This window comes from Geodermatophilus pulveris (genome assembly GCF_900188375.1).
Classification (GTDB): domain Bacteria; phylum Actinomycetota; class Actinomycetes; order Mycobacteriales; family Geodermatophilaceae; genus Geodermatophilus; species Geodermatophilus pulveris.
Window position 1 is genome coordinate 331,638 of record NZ_FZOO01000003.1, and the last position, 17,122, is coordinate 348,759.

General features: G+C 74.1%; 16 protein-coding genes. 5 read left to right on the plus strand and 11 right to left on the minus strand.

What is annotated here, in order from left to right; translation table 11 throughout:
* Positions 1-96 precede the first annotated feature (96 nt).
* The 3 genes from CHB98_RS08340 to CHB98_RS08350 all read right to left on the minus strand — a co-directional run bounded on the left by CHB98_RS08340 (position 97) and on the right by CHB98_RS08350 (position 3,104).
* A complete protein-coding gene (locus CHB98_RS08340; protein WP_089305119.1) occupies positions 97-909 on the minus strand; it encodes an ABC-2 transporter permease in 813 nt (270 codons plus the stop codon).
* Entirely contained in the window at positions 906-1,811 is a 906-nt protein-coding gene (locus tag CHB98_RS08345; RefSeq protein WP_089305120.1) for an ABC transporter ATP-binding protein, read from the minus strand. Before CHB98_RS08345 ends, CHB98_RS08340 begins: the two co-directional genes overlap by 4 nt.
* Before the next feature lie 726 nt (positions 1,812-2,537).
* Positions 2,538-3,104, minus strand: a complete 567-nt coding sequence (locus CHB98_RS08350; RefSeq protein WP_089305121.1) for a hypothetical protein — start codon at positions 3,102-3,104, stop codon at positions 2,538-2,540.
* Between the two features lie 216 nt (positions 3,105-3,320).
* Between CHB98_RS08350 and CHB98_RS08355 the strand changes: the two genes are divergently transcribed.
* The 4 genes from CHB98_RS08355 (at position 3,321) to CHB98_RS08365 (ending at position 6,537) form a co-directional block, all read left to right on the plus strand.
* Complete coding sequence (locus CHB98_RS08355) at positions 3,321-3,707, plus strand: DUF6394 family protein (RefSeq protein WP_089305122.1); 387 nt, start codon at positions 3,321-3,323, stop codon at positions 3,705-3,707.
* A gap of 13 nt (positions 3,708-3,720) precedes the next feature.
* Complete coding sequence (locus tag CHB98_RS08360; RefSeq protein ID WP_218822294.1) at positions 3,721-5,562, plus strand: potassium channel family protein; 1,842 nt, start codon at positions 3,721-3,723, stop codon at positions 5,560-5,562.
* Positions 5,563-5,638: 76 nt separating this feature from the next.
* Complete coding sequence (locus CHB98_RS21545) at positions 5,639-5,800, plus strand: hypothetical protein (protein ID WP_179224320.1); 162 nt, start codon at positions 5,639-5,641, stop codon at positions 5,798-5,800.
* A complete protein-coding gene (locus CHB98_RS08365) occupies positions 5,797-6,537 on the plus strand; it encodes a hypothetical protein (protein ID WP_089305123.1) in 741 nt (246 codons plus the stop codon). Before CHB98_RS21545 ends, CHB98_RS08365 begins: the two co-directional genes overlap by 4 nt.
* Here the strand turns inward: CHB98_RS08365 and CHB98_RS08370 are convergent.
* The 4 genes from CHB98_RS08370 to CHB98_RS22295 form a co-directional block, all read right to left on the minus strand.
* Positions 6,522-6,929: a VOC family protein gene (locus CHB98_RS08370; protein ID WP_089305124.1), complete on the minus strand. Its 408-nt coding sequence runs from the start codon at positions 6,927-6,929 to the stop codon at positions 6,522-6,524. The genes CHB98_RS08365 and CHB98_RS08370 overlap by 16 nt on opposite strands.
* Positions 6,926-7,753 (minus strand): helix-turn-helix transcriptional regulator, encoded by an 828-nt coding sequence (locus CHB98_RS08375; protein WP_218822295.1) that lies wholly within the window; start codon positions 7,751-7,753, stop codon positions 6,926-6,928. The genes CHB98_RS08370 and CHB98_RS08375 overlap by 4 nt, the downstream gene beginning before the upstream one ends.
* An 85-nt stretch (positions 7,754-7,838) precedes the next feature.
* On the minus strand, positions 7,839-8,078 hold the full coding sequence (locus CHB98_RS23010) for a phosphatase PAP2 family protein (protein WP_425432513.1): 240 nt from the start codon (positions 8,076-8,078) through the stop codon (positions 7,839-7,841).
* Positions 8,079-8,128: 50 nt separating this feature from the next.
* Positions 8,129-8,374 carry a phosphatase PAP2 family protein gene (locus CHB98_RS22295; RefSeq protein ID WP_245821035.1) on the minus strand — a complete coding sequence of 82 codons (246 nt, stop codon included), beginning with the start codon at positions 8,372-8,374 and terminating at the stop codon, positions 8,129-8,131.
* 24 nt (positions 8,375-8,398) lie between these two features.
* On the opposite strand from CHB98_RS22295, the gene CHB98_RS08385 reads away from it, so the two are divergent.
* Positions 8,399-8,656: a glycine betaine ABC transporter substrate-binding protein gene (locus CHB98_RS08385; protein ID WP_425432516.1), complete on the plus strand. Its 258-nt coding sequence runs from the start codon at positions 8,399-8,401 to the stop codon at positions 8,654-8,656.
* 85 nt (positions 8,657-8,741) lie between these two features.
* Here the strand turns inward: CHB98_RS08385 and CHB98_RS08390 are convergent, their stop codons facing one another.
* The 4 genes from CHB98_RS08390 to CHB98_RS08415 all read right to left on the minus strand — a co-directional run bounded on the left by CHB98_RS08390 (position 8,742) and on the right by CHB98_RS08415 (position 16,332).
* Positions 8,742-9,701, minus strand: a complete 960-nt coding sequence (locus tag CHB98_RS08390) for an aldo/keto reductase (protein ID WP_089305126.1) — start codon at positions 9,699-9,701, stop codon at positions 8,742-8,744.
* A 215-nt stretch (positions 9,702-9,916) separates the two neighbouring features.
* A complete protein-coding gene (locus CHB98_RS08395; protein ID WP_089305127.1) occupies positions 9,917-10,759 on the minus strand; it encodes an ABC transporter permease in 843 nt (280 codons plus the stop codon).
* Positions 10,756-11,739, minus strand: coding sequence for an ATP-binding cassette domain-containing protein (locus CHB98_RS08400; protein ID WP_089305128.1), 984 nt, complete (start codon positions 11,737-11,739; stop codon positions 10,756-10,758). The genes CHB98_RS08395 and CHB98_RS08400 overlap by 4 nt, the downstream gene beginning before the upstream one ends.
* A 1,713-nt stretch (positions 11,740-13,452) precedes the next feature.
* Positions 13,453-16,332 carry a glycoside hydrolase family 31 protein gene (locus tag CHB98_RS08415; protein WP_179224322.1) on the minus strand — a complete coding sequence of 960 codons (2,880 nt, stop codon included), beginning with the start codon at positions 16,330-16,332 and terminating at the stop codon, positions 13,453-13,455.
* Between the last annotated feature and the right edge of the window lie 790 nt (positions 16,333-17,122).

Consider the following 17,122-nt stretch of genomic DNA (forward strand, 5'->3'; position numbering starts at 1 on the left):
GCCATTGTCGTCCGGCCGCCTGATGGGGAGCCGGAACGGCCCCCTTGCAGGGTCCCGCGCCGAGCTCACGGGGCGTGGGGGCAAGGGGGTCCTCCTTCAGGCGTCGCGGCGGGTGAAGGCGACGGCGCCGAGCGCCAGGACGACCGCGACCTCGGCGAGGAACACCGCGAACCCGGTCCACGGGTCCAGCAGCAGCGGGTTGAACGACTCGACGGCCGCGATGCCCGACCCGGCGTTGCCCGGCATGAGCTTGGCCGCCCACTCGCCCCACGCGCCCGGGAGCAGGCCCACCATGGTCCCGACGACGAACACCAGCCCGAGCACGATGGACACCACCGCGGCGGTGTGCCGGACCAGCAGGCCGACCCCGGCGGCGAACAGGCCGAGCCCGGCCAGGTAGAGACCGCTGCCCACCAGCGCGCGCAGCACCCCGTCGTCGGTCAGGGCCATGCCCACGCCCTCGCGCTCGAGGAACCAGTTGCCGCCGAGGTAGCCGGCGACCGCGGTGAGCGTGCCGGCCACGAACAGCGTCGAGGCGAGCACCACCGCCTTGGCCACCAGCACCGCCCCGCGCCGCGGGGTGGCGGTCAGGGTCGCCCGGATCATCCCGGTGCCGTACTCGCTGGTGACCGTGAGCGCGCCGAGCACGACCGCGGCGACCTGGGCCAGCAGCAGGCCCCAGGTGAGGAACGCGCCGGCCGGCTCGCCGACCTCCCCGCGGGCCAGGTCCTCGGCGACCAGCGCACAGATCAGGGTGGTGAGCCCGGCGCCGAGCACGAAGACGGCGGCGAACGACCAGGGGGTCGACCGCACGGTCCAGAACTTGACCCACTCGGCCCGCAGGGTGGCGGTGCGGGCCGGGCGGGCGGGGAGGTCGGTGCGGGTCCAGGCGTGCGTGCCCATGGTCATCGGGAGGCTCCTGCGTACTCGACGCTGTCGGCGGTGAGGGTCATGAAGGCGTCCTCGAGCGAGGAGCGCACCAGGGTCAGCTCGTGCAGCAGCAGGCCGGCGGAGCCGACCAGCTCGCCCACCGTGGCGGCGTCGGGCCCCTGCACCCGGAGCTCGCCGCCGTGCGCGGCGACGTCCAGGCCGGCGTCACGCAGCAGGGTGACGACCCGGTCCTGCTGCGGGCTGCGGACCCGCACGTGGGAGGCGGCGTGCTCGGCGACGAACTCCGCCGTGGAGCAGTCGGCCAGCACCCGGCCGCGCCCGATGACCACCAGGTGGTCGGCGGTCAGCGCCATCTCGCTCATCAGGTGGCTGGAGACGAACACCGTGCGGCCCTCGGCGGCGAGGTCGCGGGCCAGGGTGCGCACCCAGCGGATGCCCTCCGGGTCCAGACCGTTGACCGGCTCGTCGAGGACGACGACCGGCGGGTCGCCGAGCAGCGCGGCCGCGATGCCCAGCCGCTGGCCCATGCCGAGGGAGAACCGGCCCACCCGCTGCCCGGCGACGGAGGTCAGCCCGACGAGCTCGAGCACCTCGCCGACCCGGCGGGACGGGATGCCGTTGCTGACCGCGAGCCAGCGCAGGTGGTCGCGGGCCGAGCGTCCCGGGTGCAGCGCCCGTGCCTCGAGCAGCGCGCCGACCTCGCGCAGGGGGGCGGGGGAGTCCACGTAGCGGCGGCCGTTGACGGTGACGGTGCCCGACGTCGGCCGGTCCAGGCCGAGCACCATCCGCATCGTCGTGGACTTGCCGGCGCCGTTGGGGCCGAGGAAGCCGGTCACCCGGCCGGGCTCGACGGTGAAGTCGATCGCGTCGACGGCGGTGCGCGCGCCGTAGGTCTTGGTCAGCCGGTGCGCGCTGATCACGGCGTCACCGCGTGCGGGGAGGTCATGGCGTCGAGGCTCGCGGGCCGCGACGGCGGCGGGTATCCGGGAAGGCCCTGGACCGACCCTGATCCGCCCCGGAGGCGTCCCCGGCACCTTGCGGATCTCTTGCGGTTGCCGGGCGGGACGCCTGCGGATGGGTCGGCAGGGTCCTCCCCGTAGCCGGATCGACCAGCACCGAGGGGAGCACCGTGAGCGCTCGGACCGCAGCACGCGCCCGCCGGACGGGGGCACGGGTGGCCGCGTCGGCCGTCGTCCTGGGAGCCCCTGCCGCCGTGGCCGGCCCGGGCACGTCCGGGACCTCCACCAGCAGCACGTCGCCGGAGGTCACCCGGCTGGACCTGCGGCGGGACGACCACCCCGCACGACGCGGGGCCGGTCCTCACCGACGTCACGCTGCCCGCGGCGGCGGCCCTGGCGCACGGCGCCGCGCGGTGAGCCGGCCCGGACGGGCCTGAGGACAGCCGGCGTCTCCATCGCACGGGGGGACGGAGCCGCCGGCGGCGGGGGACCGGCGGCGTCGTGGGGGACGACGCCGCCGGGACCGGCCGGACACCGGGGGACGGTGCACGGCCGGGCCGGGGACGCCGTGGGGGACGGCGGCACCGGCCGCGACGACCGGCGGGGCGGAGGGGACGCCGCCGCCGGTCGGCGGGCGGGGCACGGGGCCGGTCGCGGGGGACCGCGGCCGGCCCCGCGGCGTCCGGCTCAGGCCGTCCGGCCGCCGGGGTCGAGGCCCGCGACGAGGTGCTCGACCAGATCGTCGAGGTCGACCGGGCAGCGCGGGTTGGCCGCCCGCAGCCGGTCCAGGGCCAGGCCGCGCAGCAGCCAGTTCAGCGTGTGCACGCGGGCGGCGGCCACCCGGCCGTCGGCCACGGCGCCGGCCAGCAGGGCCCCGACGACCTGGGCGAGGGGCCGGTCGAAGGCCCGCACGACGGCGCGGCCCAGCCGCGGCTCCCACTCGGCGGCGCTGAGCACCGCGGCGACGGCCAGCTCGTCGCGGCCCCGACGGGCCAGCCACGGCCGCAGCAGCGCGGCGAGGTCCCCGCGCAGGTCACCGGTCGGCTCCGGTGGCGCGAACACCCGGACCCGCTCGAGGGCGGTGGCCACCACCTCCAGCAGGTCGGAGTCCTCGACCAGCTCGCCGGCGGCCCCGGCGCGGGTGCGCACCTCGGGCAGGGTCTGCCTCCCGTACCCCACCTCGCTGAGCGCGTCGAGCGCGGCGGACAGCACGATCCGCGAGCTCGGGGAGGCCCAGTCGAAGTGCCGCTGCATGGTCCCCCCCGGGTGGGCCGTCACCCGCCGTTGTGCGGGCCCTCCCGCACCGTAAGCCGGGGACTGCGCAACGTGCACGTTCAGCAGCACAGCGTCCGGGCAGCGGGCGGGCGGCCGCCCGGGACGGCGGCGGGGGTCGCGCCGCGTGTGGCGCGACCGGCCGGGTCCGTGGATGCTCACACCCTCGTCGCAGTCGGCCGCAGGGGGGAGGTCGGGGTGAACCTGGAGAAGGTCGTCTTCGGGTTCTTCGTGCTGCTCGCCGCCACGCTGAACTTCGGCTTCTTCATCGGCGACATCGACCGCCCCGAGCTGCACAACCCCTACGAGCTGTTCGCCGCCGTCGTCGTCAACCTCATCGCGACCGTGCTGAAGTTCGGCGACCGCACGCAGATCGGCGCCGTGCACCTGGCCACCAGCCTGGTCGCCTCGCTGCAGCTGGTCGCTGCCGCCCTGCTGTACGGCTACGCCGAGTACGTCTCGACCGCCGGGATGACCGCGTCGTGGACGGCCAGCGTGGTGTCGCTGTCCGGCGGGGCGCTGATGGCCAACGTCGTCTCCGTCGTGCTGCTGGTGATCGAGACCGTCTCCTTCCACCGCGGGTGACCCGGAGGGCGCCGTGGGCAACCCCCTGCTGACGTTCTGGGCGCGGCACGGCCGGGCCGAGGAGGAGGAGCGGCGGGCGCGGCGCGCCCGGCTGCTGGCCGCCGCGGCGTCGGCCAACCGCGCCTCGGAGACGGTCTTCCTCGTGCTGCGCCGGATGCGGGCGCCGCTGATCGTGCTGATCGGCATCTTCTCGGTCAGCGTGGTCGGCCTCACCCTGATCCCCGGCCAGGACGACGAGGGACGCCCCTACGACATGGGCTTCTTCGACGCCATCTACGTCATGAGCTACACGGCCACGACCATCGGCTTCGGGGAGCTGCCCTACCCGTGGACCTACAACCAGCGGATGTGGGTGACCGTCTCCGTCTACCTGACGGTGATCGGCTGGGCGTACGCGATCGGCTCGCTGCTCGGCCTGCTGCAGGACCGGGCCTTCCGCTCGGCGCTGGCCCTGCAGCGCTTCACCCGCAAGGTGGCCCGGCTGTCCGAGCCGTTCGTCCTGGTCGCCGGCTACGGCCGCGCCGGCGAGCTGCTCGGGCACTCGATGGACGCGCTCGGCCGCCGGGTCGTCGTGCTGGACGTGGACCCCGAGCGGATCGACGGCCTGGAACTCGAGTCCTACCACGGCGACGTCCCGGGGCTGGCCGCCGACGCCCGGGACCCCGGGCACCTGGGCGTCGCGGGCCTGGACCACCCCTGCTGCGAGGCGGTCGTGGCGCTCACCGACGACGACGAGGCCAACCTGGCCGTGGTCATGACCACCGCGCTGCTGCGCCCCGACGTCCTGGTCGTCGCCCGGGCGACGACGAAGGTGATCGCCGAGCGCATGCAGGTGTTCGGCTCGCCCCGGGTGGTCAACCCGTTCGACCTGTTCGGCGACCACGTGCAGCTGGCGCTGCGTGCGCCGGCCTCCTACCAGCTGCTCACCTGGCTGGAGAGCGGCCCCGGCGCACCGCTGCCCCCGCGCGGCTCGCCCCCGCGCAGCGGCCGCTGGGTGGTGTGCGGCTACGGCCGGCTGGGCCGGGAGCTGACCGCGGACCTGCGCGCGGAGGGCATCGACGTGACGGTGATCGACCCCAGCCCGCACGAGGACGCCGCCGACGTCGTCGTGGCCGGCGGCTTCGAGCCCGGCGTGCTGGAGGCGGTGGGGCTGCACGACGCCGTGGGCTTCGTCGCCGGCACCGACAACGACATCACCAACCTCTCCCTGGTGGAGACCGCCCGCCGGGCCAACCCGGACCTGTTCCTCGCGGCGCGGCAGAACCGCCCCTCCAACGCGCCGCTGTTCGCCGCCATGGAGCTCGACGCGCTGCTGGTGCCGACCGAGGAGGTCGCGCACGAGGTGTACGCGCAGCTGTCCACGCCGCTGCTGTGGCGCTTCCTGCGGGCCATGCCGGCGCTCGGCGACGACTGGGCCGCGGAGGTCGTCGACCGGCTCACCGAGCTGTGCGGGCACCAGCTGCAGGCGCTGTGGAAGGTGCGGCTCACCGAGCGGGAGGCCCCGGCCCTGACCTCCTGGCTGGCCTCCGGCCAGGCGCGCCTGGGCGCCCTGCTGCGCAACCCGGAGGACCGCGACGAGCCGCTGCACGCCGTGCCGCTGCTGCTGCTCCGCGGCGAGGACGCCACGCTGGCGCCGGACCCCGGGCACGTCCTGGCGCCCGGGGACGAGTTGCTGCTCGCCGGCTGGCCGGCCGCCCGGCGGGCGCTGGAGACCACCCTGCTGGTCGACGCCGTCCGCGAGTACGTGGTGACCGGCCGCCGGGTGCCGTCGGGCTGGCTGTGGCGGCGGCTGGCGCCCCCGGTGGACACGCCCACGGAGGAGGAGGTCCGGCCGACGGCGCCGACGCCGTCCTGACGCCGGCCCGGGGGCTTCCCCGGCGGCACCCGCGGTGCTCCACTGGTGGTGTCGACCGCCCGGCGAGGAGCCGCACATGGACACGTTGACCGCCCCGCCTGCCCGCCGCCCCGGCCCGTGCGTCGCCGGGGACATCGGGCCGGAGCGCCGCGAGATCGAGTGCGAGCCGCTGCCCGCGCCGGCCCCGGCCGAGCCGGCACCGGCGGCGCCCGTGCCGGCCACGCCCGTCCCGGCGTGAGCGCGCCGCCCGGCCTCCCGGACGACCCGCCCGCGCTGGTCGCCGGGGAGCTGCGCGGCTTCCGGCGCTTCCGGCTGGCCGAGGACGGGCTGCGGCCGCCGGTGCACGTCCGCGCCGGCCCCTGGGCTTGGCCGGTGGAACACGCCCGGTGCGCGGTCGACCCCGCGCACGCCCCGCCCGCGCGGGCGTGCGCGTGCGGCCTCTACGGCTGGTACCACCCCAGCCACACCGGCCTGGGCACCGGCTGGGGCGACGTGACCGCGGTGGTCGCCGCGCGCGGGCGCATCGTCCTGGGGGACGCCGGCTTCCGGGCCGCGGCGGCCCGCGTCGAGGCCGTCAGTCTCCCGCTGCGCACCGCGCTGTCCCCGCGGCAGCGCCGCCGGTGGGAGCAGGTGCTGGCCGAGCGCTACCCGGGGGCGGCGGTGCACCGGTCGCGCCGGCGGATGCTGCGGGCGCACCCGCCCGGGGACCTGTCCGCCCTGGGCATCGTCGTGCGTCCCAGCCGGGCCCCGCGGTACCGGTGGACCGCCCTGGCGGTGTGGCTCGCCGGGGCCCTGGCGGTGTGCTCGGTGGCCGTGGTGCCGCATCGGGTGCTCGTCGGGGTCCCGCCCGCCGGGTGGCTCGCCGCGCTGGCCGGCTTCGTGCTGTGGCAGGCCCTCCTGGTCTGGCTGGTGTGCCGGGCCTCGCCGCTGCCGGCCGGCGCCGAGGGCGGTCCGGCCGGTCAGGCGCCGCGGTAGGTGCCGACGGTCCAGAGGTTGCCGTCGGCGTCGCGGACGTCGAACTGGTGGGAGCCGTAGTCGGTGTCGTGCAGCTCCCGCAGCACCCGGACGCCGGCCATCTCCCGGACCCGCGCCCAGGCGGCGTCCACCGTGGCCGGCTCGGCCGCCACGACGTAGACGCCCTGCGGGCCGAGGGCGCCCCAGTCGCCGGGCTTGCCGCGGCTGCCGAACATGACGCCGCCGCCGTCGGGCCAGCGGGCCTCGGCGTGCTCGACGGTGCCGTCGCCGGCCCGGTACAGGGCGGTGACGGTGAAGCCGAGGCCCTCGGTGAGGAACCGGACGCCGGCGTCGACGTCGGTGAAGCCGATGCTGGGCCAGACGGTGGGCGCGGGGGTGGTCTGCGTGGTCATGCCCGGGAGGGTGCCGTGCCGTCGGCCTCGCCGTCGTGGACGAACGGGAGCTCCTCGCGCAACCAGGTGCCCACGCTGCACCCGGCCAGGGCCTTCCACTCGCGGGCCAGGTGCGGCTGGTCGGCGTACCCGCACCGGGCGGCGACCTCGGCCAGCGGCGGGCGCCCCGGCCCGGTCAGCAGCCGGCGCGCGGCCTCGAACCGGGCGACCCGGGCGGCCTGCTTGGGGGTGAGCCCGGTGGCCAGCCGGAACCGCTCGGCCAGGTGCCGGCGGCTCCACCCGACGTGCGCGGCGACGTCCTCGACCCGGCAGCGGCCGGCGCTGCGGTGCACCAGCCGCCAGGCCTCCCGCACCTCCGGCGGCACGGGCACGGGGCGGGCCGGGAGCCGGTCGAGCAGCGCGGCGTCCAGCCGGGCGAAGCGCTGCGGCCAGCCGGCCGCCGCCGTGAGGTCCTCGACGAGCCGGTCGGCGTCCCGGCCGAGGAGGTCGGCGAGGTCGACGGTGCGCCCCGCGAGCTCCGCGGCGGGCACCCCGAGCAGGGCCCCGGCGGCCGACGGGGTGAGGGCGTACTGCAGGCCGTCCTGCGGACGGGTCGCGTCGATCAGCGCCGGGCGGGTGTGCAGGCCGCCGACGACCGCGTGCGCGGCCACCGCGGGCCCGGGGCCGTCCACCCGCAGCGGCCCGGCCAGCTCCACGACCAGCGTCAGGTGCCGCGACGGCAGCCCCCGGTGCACGCCGGCCGGGTTGGCCGGCACGCGGTAGCCGTACGCCGCCGCGACGAACGGTCGCAGCGGCGCCGGGACGACGTGGCGCGTCGTGGGCACGGTCGGGCACCTCCCGGCGGTCGGTGCGGCCATCCTGCCGCCGGCACGGGCCGGCCGGGTCGATCCCGGTGCGCCGGGCCGGCGGTCACGGGGCCGGGGGGGCCTGCGCGCCGATCCGGCCGCGGAGCGCCGTCAGCAGGGCCGGCCAGCCCAGTGCCAGGCCCGCCCCGAGCAGGGCTCCGGCGACGGTGTCGCTGAGCCAGTGGGCGCGCAGGTGGACGCGCGAGAGCGCCATGAGGCCGGCGAACGCCACCGCCCGCACCTCCCAGCGCCACCGGCTCGGCCCCGGTGGGGCGAGGACCAGCACCAGACCGACCGCGGTCACGGCGCCGGCGACCGCGTGTCCCGACGGGAACGCCGCGGACGAGGTCTCGATCAGGCCGCCGGGCGGGCCCGGCCGTAGGCCGGCTTGACCGGCTCGATCAGCAGCTCGCTGGTGAGCACGGCCGGCGCGAAGGCGGCCAGCCGCAGCCAGTGCCGCCGCCAGGCCAGCAGCGCCTTGGCGGCCACGCGCAGCGGCCAGTTGACGGCGCCGCTGCCGAGCCAGGACAGCGCGACCGCGACCGCCGTCGTGGGCTCGTTCCGGACGTCGCCGGCGACGTCCCGCACCGCGTCGTCCACCGCCTGCACGACCGGTCGCGTCGCCTGGTCGAGACGACCGATGCACGGCTGTCGGTCGCGCGGGTGGTGCTGCTGGCCGACGACCGGGCACTCCAGCCGCGCGGGGACGTCGTGCCCCTGGTGCGCACCGGCGTCCTCGAGCGCTGGGACGATCTCGGGACGGCGTTCGACGCGGTCAGCGCGCGGCTGACCACCGACGTGCTCGTGCAGCTCAACGGGTTCGTCGAGCTGGACGGGCTGACCCCGACCGAGGCCGCCGCACGGTGGTGGGCCGGCGGCTGAGCGGTCCGGTCGCGCCCGGCAGACCGGTGGCCGGACCACCGGGGTCGGCCGGCCGGGACCGGCCGTCGCCCGGGGCGGGTGCCGGTCACCGCCAGGGCAGGTCGCCGCGCTGTGCCCAGTAGTCCGCGGCCGGCTGCGGGGTGACGAGGTCGGCGACGTCGGTGCCGGCGAGGTCGGCGGCCACCGCCATCGCCGTCGCGCCGGCCCGCAGCTGGCCGACGGTCACCGCGCCGCTCAGGACGACGTCGGCCCACGGCTGCGCCAGCGCCACCGCCAGGGCGAGCACGTCGACGCCGACCCCGCGCGCCCGCGCCGCCTCGCCGAGCCCGGCGGTCCCGGGAGAGTCGGCAGCGGCGAGGCGGCCGTTGGCCAGGGCCTCCTTGACCACGACCCGCGCCCCGGCGGCGTGCGCCTCGGCCAGCGCCTCCCCGGCCGACGGCTCAAGCGGGTTCCAGGTCGACTGGACGCTGGTGAACAGCGGCCGGCCGTCCACCGTGAGGGCCAGCCCCCGGCGGACGGCGTCGGCCTGCGCGGGGCCGGAGGTGGAGAAGCCCAGCTCGGTGCCCTCCGCCCGGACGCCGGCGAGAGCGCGCAGCAGGTCGCGGTCGGCCCACAGCGGGCTGTCGACGGTGAGGGAGTGCACCTGGTAGAGCCGCAGCCACGGGCCCAGCAGCGCGCCGCTCTCCGCCCACTGCCGCTCGAAGGCCGCGAGGGTGTGCTCCTTGACCTCGTGCGGCTCGGCGTCCAGCCGCCAGCCACCGGTGTAGCGGTAGCCCCACTTGCTGGCCACGAACGGGGCGGCGCCGGAGCGGCGCAGCCAGCCGGCGAGGAACTCCTCGGCCCGGCCGTAGGAGCGGGCCGCGTCGAGGTAGCCGACGCCCGCGGCCGCCGCCGCGTCGAGCAGCTCGTGCGCCCGGGCCTCGAGGGCCTCCGGCGAGCGGTCGGCGGGCAGGTCGGCGTCCCGGCCGGAGGTGATGTAGGCGGGCCGCCCGATCGCGGCCATCCCGAACCCGAGCTGCGCGGTCACCGGCGCTGGCTGTGGCATGGAACCTCCTGGCGCTGACGGCGGACGACCGCAGGCCAACCTACGCAGCCGGTGGGGCGCTCGGAGACGGCGAGGGCCCCTCGACCACGCGGGTCCGAGCCGATCAGCGCGGGGCCCGGATGCTCCCCGAGCCGCCACAGCGGCGTCGCCTGCCCGGCATCCGCGCTCGTCCTGCCTCTGCCGCCGCCGCACTGCTGCCCGGCACCGGCCCCGGCTCAGTCGCGGGAGCGTCGGCGGAACGCCGAGACGGCGAGCGGCGCGAAGACCGCGGTCAGGATCAGTGACCAGCCGATGGACACCCCGACCGGGTTCTGCAGCGGCCACGCGGCATCCGCCCCCGCGGGCGGGCCGTTGCCCCACAGCTCCCGGCACGCCTGGGTGATCGCCGAGACCGGGTTCCACTCGGAGATCGTCCGCAGCCAGGCCGGCATGCTCTCGGTCGGCACGAACGTGTTGGCCACGAAGGTCAGCGGGAACATGACGGTGAACATGAAGCCCTGCACGGCCTCGACGGTGCGCATCAGCGAGCCCACCCAGATGCCGAGCCAGATGAGGGCGAACCCGAACAGCAGCAGCAGCGCGAAGGCGAGCACGCCGTCGACGAACCCGTTGCGCACCCGCCAGCCGATGAGCAGACCGGTCAGCGCCATCACGGCGATGCCGATGCTGGAGTGGATCAGGCTCGAGATGCTCCGGCCGACCAGGACCGCCGACCGGGGGACCGGCAGGGACTTGAACCGGTCGACGAACCCCTTCTGCAGGTCGTTGGTGAGGCCCATGGCCACGATGGCGGAGGAGAACACCATGGTCTGCACCATGATCCCGGGGAGCAGGAACTCCTTGTAGTCGGCGCCCGGCGCAGCGATCGCCCCGCCGAAGACGTAGGCGAACAGCAGCACGAACATCACCGACTGCACCGTGACGTCGAGCAGCATCTCGGGCATCCGCCGGATGTGCAGCAGGTTGCGCCAGACGATGGTCGTCGACGCCCGCAGCAGCGACGGCGGGGAGATGGGCGGCCGGGCGACCGGTGCCCGGGTGACCTGGACGGTGGTCATGACGCAACCCCCTGGTTCGTCGGGTCCGAGGCGTCCTCGGCTTCTGCGCGGTGCCCGGTGAGGTGCAGGAACACGTCGTCCAGGCTGGGCCGGGCCAGGCCCAGGTCGTCCAGCTCGATGCCGCTGGTCTCGAAGACCGCGGCGATCCGGGTCATGTCGCCGAGCCCGCCGGCCTGTGCGGTCAGCCGCCGGCTGCCCCGCTCGACGTGCACCTCCGGGCAGCAGGACCCCATGAGCTCCGCCGCCCGGTCGAGGTCCGCGGCGTGGGTCAGGGTGACGACGACGCTGGCCCGGCCGGCCTGGTCCTTCAGCTGTGTCGGCGTGCCGGCGGCGATGACCCTGCCCTTGTCGACCACGACGATCTCGTCGGCCAGGTGGTCGGCCTCCTCCAGGTACTGCGTCGTCAGGACGAGGGTGGTGCCCTCGCTCACCAGCTCCCGGAGGACCGCCCACAGCCCCGACCGGCTCTGCGGGTCCAGGCCCGTCGTGGGCTCGTCCAGGAAGAGGATCGGCGGGGCCGCCAGCAGGCTGACTGCCAGGTCGAGGCGGCGACGCATCCCGCCGGAGTACGTCTTCGCCATCCGGTCGGCGGCTCCGACGAGGTCGAACCGGGCGAACAGCCGCTCGGTCGCCTCCCGGACGTACTTCTTGGGCAGGCCGTAGAGGCTGCCGATCAGCTTGAGGTTCTCCCGCCCGGTGAGGATCTCGTCGACCGTCGCCGCCTGACCGGTGAGGCCCAGGCTGCGGCGGACCTCGGTCGGCTGCCTCAGGATGTCGAAGCCGGCCACCCGACCCGTCCCGCTGGTGGGGACGCTCAGCGTGGTCAGCATCCGCACCAGGGTGGTCTTGCCCGCCCCGTTGGGCCCGAGCAGGCCGAGGACCGAGCCCTCCGGGACGACGAAGCTCACGCCGTCGACGGCCCGGGTCTCGCCGAAGTGCTTGACCAGGTCGATCGCCTCGACCGCAGGTGCGCCGTTCATGCCGCGATCCTGTCCCTGCGTACCGACGGTTCGGCGGCGGTGGTCCTCCGCGGGGTCATGCGATCAGCATGCGACCTCGAGCAGGCTCGACGGCAAGGCATTTCTGCGTCGTCCGGTGGGCGGAGGCGCGCGGAACGGGAGTACTCGACAGCAACTCCCCCAGGACGGATGGGACCGGGACCCGACACCCGTGCCGCCTCCCTCGGCAGCTGACAGGGGGGAGTCCAGTCCCCATCGACGACGTGGACGAGGTCCACGCGTGAGTCCGTCGACGAGGGGTCGACGCGAGGGCTCGCTGCTCCAGTTGGCCCTCGACCTCGCGCGCACGCCGCACGGCCCGCAGGAGATCTCCGGTCCTCCTCCCGTGCCTCGGCACAGTGGCACCCGTGACGGAACTCCCTCTGGTCACCCGCGACCGGCACCTGATCGAGCTCGACTCCGTCCGGACGACCTGGTGACTCCGTCGGGTCAGCCTGGGCCGACCCCTCGGGGCACGCCTCTGGTGGCACGGGCGCGGGCACCCGGGCCGGTGGACGCCCCGGTCGCCTGGCCGGCGGCGTCCTCGTCGGATGGACGTCACGCTCACGGGGCGTCGAGATCCCGGAGGTCGTGTACCGGCCCCAGCGTCTCGGGGTGTGGAGAGGGTGCGCCATCAGGGACTCGAACCCCGAACCCGCTGATTGAGGGTCGTGTGAGTTGATCACTGCTGGCTGTTGATGACAGCCACCGAGAACCTGCAGCTCAGAGGCCATACTAGCCGGTTCTTGGGGTTGGGGCTCGTTGGTCGGAGCTGGCCGATCCTGGCGAGTAGACGATGAGTAGAGCATGGCTCCGGCGACTGAGGTGTGGCCTCGCCGGACGGTGCCGCCCCGGCGCGATCACGACTCCGAGCGGGGGCTTCGTGGCCAGACCCCATCTGGAGCTCGGCACCCACGGCCGGGTTCGCGTCTACCCGGACCCGGCCGGATATCGCGCGGTGTGCCTGTACCGAGGGCGTCCGGGAACGGGTCACGAGATCACCCCGGACACCAAGGTCGCCGTCCTCGCGGAGAAGTGGTACAGCGAGCTCGAGGGCAAGAATCCGTTGCCCCGACCTCGGGCTCCTGGCTGAACCTGGTCGAGGCGTCTTCTCGATCATCAGCCGCCAGGCGCTGCGCCGCGGCAGCTCTCCCACCGTCGCTGGCCCTCATCGCTGCCATCCAGCGGTTCATCGACGCCTGGAATGACCGCTGCACCCCGTCCACCTGGACCAAGGACCCTGACACCGTCTCTTCTCGACCGCGAACCTCGGCTGCGGCTCCGGGACGACGATGGCAGCGACACCTCCAAGAACGTGCACCGCGGCGCTTGGACGTTGACGGAGGGCTTGGCGCCCGGAACTGACGGCCGTGCCCGCAGCGTGCCCGTAGTACGGGCACGCTGCGGCTAGTGGGGGTGGTCAGCGGTCCGAACGATTCCGGTATTGAGCTGCGAGAGCGATTGATCGGTGTTGGTCCGAGAGCTCCCGCATCACGCTTGAAGACCGCTGTCAGACGTTCTCCCACCATCCGGTGCGGCACTGATCCCGTTCATCCTCGAGGTCTCCTCATGGCGCCGGTACTGACGAATGCCCAGGTGATGGTTCACATGGGCCTCCGTAGCGGGCACGGGCACGGGCACCGGCCGGCCCACCATGAGGACAGGCAGCCCCCACCGGCTGCTGGACCATGTTGATCAGTAGAGGTTCCCCCGGATCTCCCCGGCATACCCGCCCGGACCGACGTAGCGGAAGACCTGCCGCGGGCCGGTGTGGACAACAACGTCGCCGCGCCGCTTCTCCAAGGCGAACCGAACCTCCTGGTTCGGCTGCAGGTGGTCGAGCAGCAGAGTCCACACCGGCCCGCTCGGGTGATCGGCCGGGGCAGGGTATAGGTACGCGTGAGTGACCGAGGGTTCGAGCTGCACCTCGGTGAGCGACCCGTGCGCAGTCTGCACCGGGGTCACGAAGCGGGCGTGGACGTCCTCTCCCCACGTGGTGTACGCGGAGTCGCAGACGAGGAGCACCGACGACGTCGCGGGGAGCGTCCCCGCGGTGGCGAACCGGAACGTATACGCCGCTGCGACGCCGGCATCGGGGACGCACGCATGGACGGTTCGACTGTCCGGGTCGGCGGCCCACCCGGGCTGCGTGCGGCTTGGAGACGGCAGCGGCGGCAGCGGGGCACCGTTCAATGTCACACCGGACACGACGAGAGAGGAGACGACTTCAATCCGCAGCGGGCGGACGTCCGCCGAGTCCGGCACCAGCCCTTTGGCGGCCGCGACCTCGACGACGATGTCCTCACCCTCGTGACGCTGGACGATGTCGGTTGTCCTGGGTGCGGACGAGCGGGTCTCGCCGTCGTCTTCGTAGACGGTGAACCGCCCGCCGACCTCGCCCCCGTCGTAGACGCGCAGGATGAGATCCTCGTCGCGGCTCCCGTCGGCCTGGTGCCCGGCGGAGTCCTGCGTGCCGTCATCCACGTGCATTCTCGGGATCACCGCGCCCCCGCGCGCGAAGACCGGCAGCCGGAAGACGCCGTCCCGGTACTCAGGAACGAACGTGACCCACTGCCCCGCGCTCTCCACGGCGGCTCCGGACCAGAAGTCGTACCACCGACCGGCCGGCAGGTAGACACTGCGGGCGTACTCGCCGTGGCCGGCCACCACGGCGACCATCAGGTCGGTGCCGATCAGCTTCTGATGCCCGATGCCGAGCAACGCGGCGTCGGGGTAGACGAGGCCCGGCGGCGGCATCATCGGAGTTCCGTCGAGCGATGCCTGGTGGGCTAGCGAGTAGTAGTAGGGAATGAGCTCGTACCGGGTCCGCAGGTTGGCCAGGTTGCTCGGCCGGTGGCCCACCTCGTAGGGCGCCACGGGGTGGCGGCGTGGGCCGTCCGGCTTGTCGTCGGAGCGCTGAGTGTAGAAGTCGTAGTTGTTGACGTGCGGCCGCAACGGGACGTCGAGCCACGCGCTGTTCGCGAACCACTGGGTGTAGAGCTCGTCGAGCCGCTGAGAGTCGGCGTCCTGGCGGTGGAAACCGCCAACGTCGGAGCCGTAGTAGTCGATCCCGGAGCAGGACATGTGGGCCTGGTTGTGCAGCTGGGAAACCAGAACCGGCATCCGGCTGCTCGTGTCACCCGACCACACGGCGGCGCCGTACCGCTGGATGCCGGCGGTGCCAGCCCGTGTCAGCAACAGCCGCCGCTGATCGGGATCGTTCCGGGAATATCCGTCGTCGATGGACCGGTGCCAGAACGAGTTGTAGACGTTGGCGACGTCGGCATGCCCGGTACGGCGCGAGCCGTCGCCGTCCAGGTCGTGACCTGCGTAGCGAGCACGATCGTCGAAGAACTCGGGCTCGCCCAAGTCCGTCCAATGCACTCGCACCCCATAGTCGACCATGAAGGGCTTGCGCCGGTGATCGTGGATCCACGCACCGGCGCCCGGAACGCTCCAGTCGATCATCGTGGCTTCCTGCCCGAACCAGACGTTCGTGAACTGAAGGTCGCTGGGGCCGAGGCGGACGAAGGGATCCTGGACTGCGCCGCCGAGCTCGATGTAGGTGCTGGTGGAAGTGTTGACGTACGACTCTTCGATGAGGGCGAAGCCGATGTGTTGGTTGCGGTAGCTCGCCAATCTCCCTTGCGGGTCTGGGAAGTAGGGGTCGTCCACACCCGGGGTGTCGGTGATGTCCCACCCCAAGCGCCCGACTTCGCTGTGGTCCACGCCCTGCTGCGCGATCCCGCCGAACCAGAACAGGTCGAGGACGATGCCGTCGAAGGGGTAGGCGCCGCCACGGAGCGCGCCGATCACGTGATCGACGTCCTGCCAGGTCTCGAACCCGTACTCCGACATCCACAACCCAAACGCCTTCCGCGGCGGCACCGGGGGTCGGCCCAGCAGGTCCATCACCCGGCGCCGCACGTCGAGCGATGTGGCGCCACCCACGAGGTAGACGCGCACGGGGAAAGTCGGGTTGCCGGGGACGTCGGAGCCGAGCTGGAAGGACCACGGGTTCGTGCCGAAGTCGGCCTCGATGCGGAAGACGTAGTCGAGGACGATCGCGAACGGTTGCGGGTCACCGGCGACCATCAGCACTGGAATCTGGAGGTAGCCCTCGACCCCCTTCTCATAATCTTGTGTGCCGTGGCCGTAGGGGCGGAACCTGTCCTGCACACTTGCGTCGACGACACTGCGGCGGCGTCCGACCCAGTCCACCCGGGCCGACGAGGGCCCGAAGCACTGACCCAACCCCCACGCCTGCACGCCGGAGGCCACCTGGACGTCGAGCACGCAGGGGCCGCCGCCGGTCAACCGGAGGGCCACCAGCGGGCGGTCGTCGAGCGTGCGAACGGTGACTGGGCGATTCCCGCGTTCGTCCGGATCGCCTACCGACACCTTCCACAGCGTCGTCTCCGCCGTCGCATCGACGGCAGTGCCGACCGGCAGGCGCCTCGCCAGCAGTACCGGGTGATCGGGCCGGCAGTCCCCGTCGTTCGAGGCCACGACCCGGACGATGTCCGGCAGTACGTCGTCCCCCGCGCCGTCCTTCGGTAGATCCACCGAGAACATGCGCTCTCCCCTCGTGAAGCATCCGCTCGCTTCCGCGGTTGTCCGCCGGGCAGCCACCGCCGATCCTCCTCCTCGACGGTCAACGCGACCGCGGCCGGCGCAGTCGGGGACAACTCCCATGGAGGGGGAGCGGGTGCCGCATGTGGGCACGCCGTCCGAAGTGACTGCTGACGGCCTGGGACCAGGGCCACGACCAGCTGTTGAGTACCGCTGGAGGCTGGTCGGGCTCCTACGCCATGAGCAGCCGGGCCCGAAGGGGTGGATCACACCCGACCAGCCCTCACGCAGCCAACCAGGCCAGCCGCGGCCGCCGCTCCGAGTGGCCACAGGCTTGGGCGCCCCGGCGGTGCTGCCACTGTGCCTCCGCCTTCGCCCCTGCCGGCTTCAGGGCGAGGCTGGGCCGCGGACGCGCGGCCCGTGCAGGACCGACGGGGTGGCCAGTTCTCGGGCAACGGCCCAGGGGCGACGGTCCACGCTCGCGTAGTCCGCAGGTAGTCCGCAGGACGTTCACAACGAGCCGTCACCGGCCAGTCAGGACGGTGATCTGTATAGTCCGGGCAGGTCAGCGGCTCACGCCAGATCATGTCCGGGATGACGACGAGCGACCGCGAACCGTTCGACATCGCGTCGACGAAGAGCAGTCTCTCCCGGGGTAGCGGGCCGCTGGCGGCGTGATCCTCGTGGTCGCCGCCAGAGATCCGGCGGGACCCACGCTCTGGTCGGCCCTGCGGGATCTGCTGGTTCAGCGGCTCCCTCCATGGGTCGTCGCAGCCTGACGCACAACGGGCCG

Bases quoted from the DNA above. Each gene is read 5' to 3' on its own strand.
- CHB98_RS08395 (WP_089305127.1), bottom strand. From the start codon at position 10,759: ATGACCACCGTCCAGGTCACCCGGGCACCGGTCGCCCGGCCGCCCATC.
- CHB98_RS08415 (WP_179224322.1), bottom strand. From the start codon at position 16,332: ATGTTCTCGGTGGATCTACCGAAGGACGGCGCGGGGGACGACGTACTG.
- CHB98_RS08350 (WP_089305121.1), bottom strand. From the start codon at position 3,104: ATGCAGCGGCACTTCGACTGGGCCTCCCCGAGCTCGCGGATCGTGCTG.
- CHB98_RS08390 (WP_089305126.1), bottom strand. From the start codon at position 9,701: ATGCCACAGCCAGCGCCGGTGACCGCGCAGCTCGGGTTCGGGATGGCC.
- CHB98_RS21545 (WP_179224320.1), top strand. From the start codon at position 5,639: ATGGACACGTTGACCGCCCCGCCTGCCCGCCGCCCCGGCCCGTGCGTC.
- CHB98_RS08370 (WP_089305124.1), bottom strand. From the start codon at position 6,929: ATGACCACGCAGACCACCCCCGCGCCCACCGTCTGGCCCAGCATCGGC.
- CHB98_RS08340 (WP_089305119.1), bottom strand. From the start codon at position 909: ATGACCATGGGCACGCACGCCTGGACCCGCACCGACCTCCCCGCCCGC.
- CHB98_RS08400 (WP_089305128.1), bottom strand. From the start codon at position 11,739: ATGAACGGCGCACCTGCGGTCGAGGCGATCGACCTGGTCAAGCACTTC.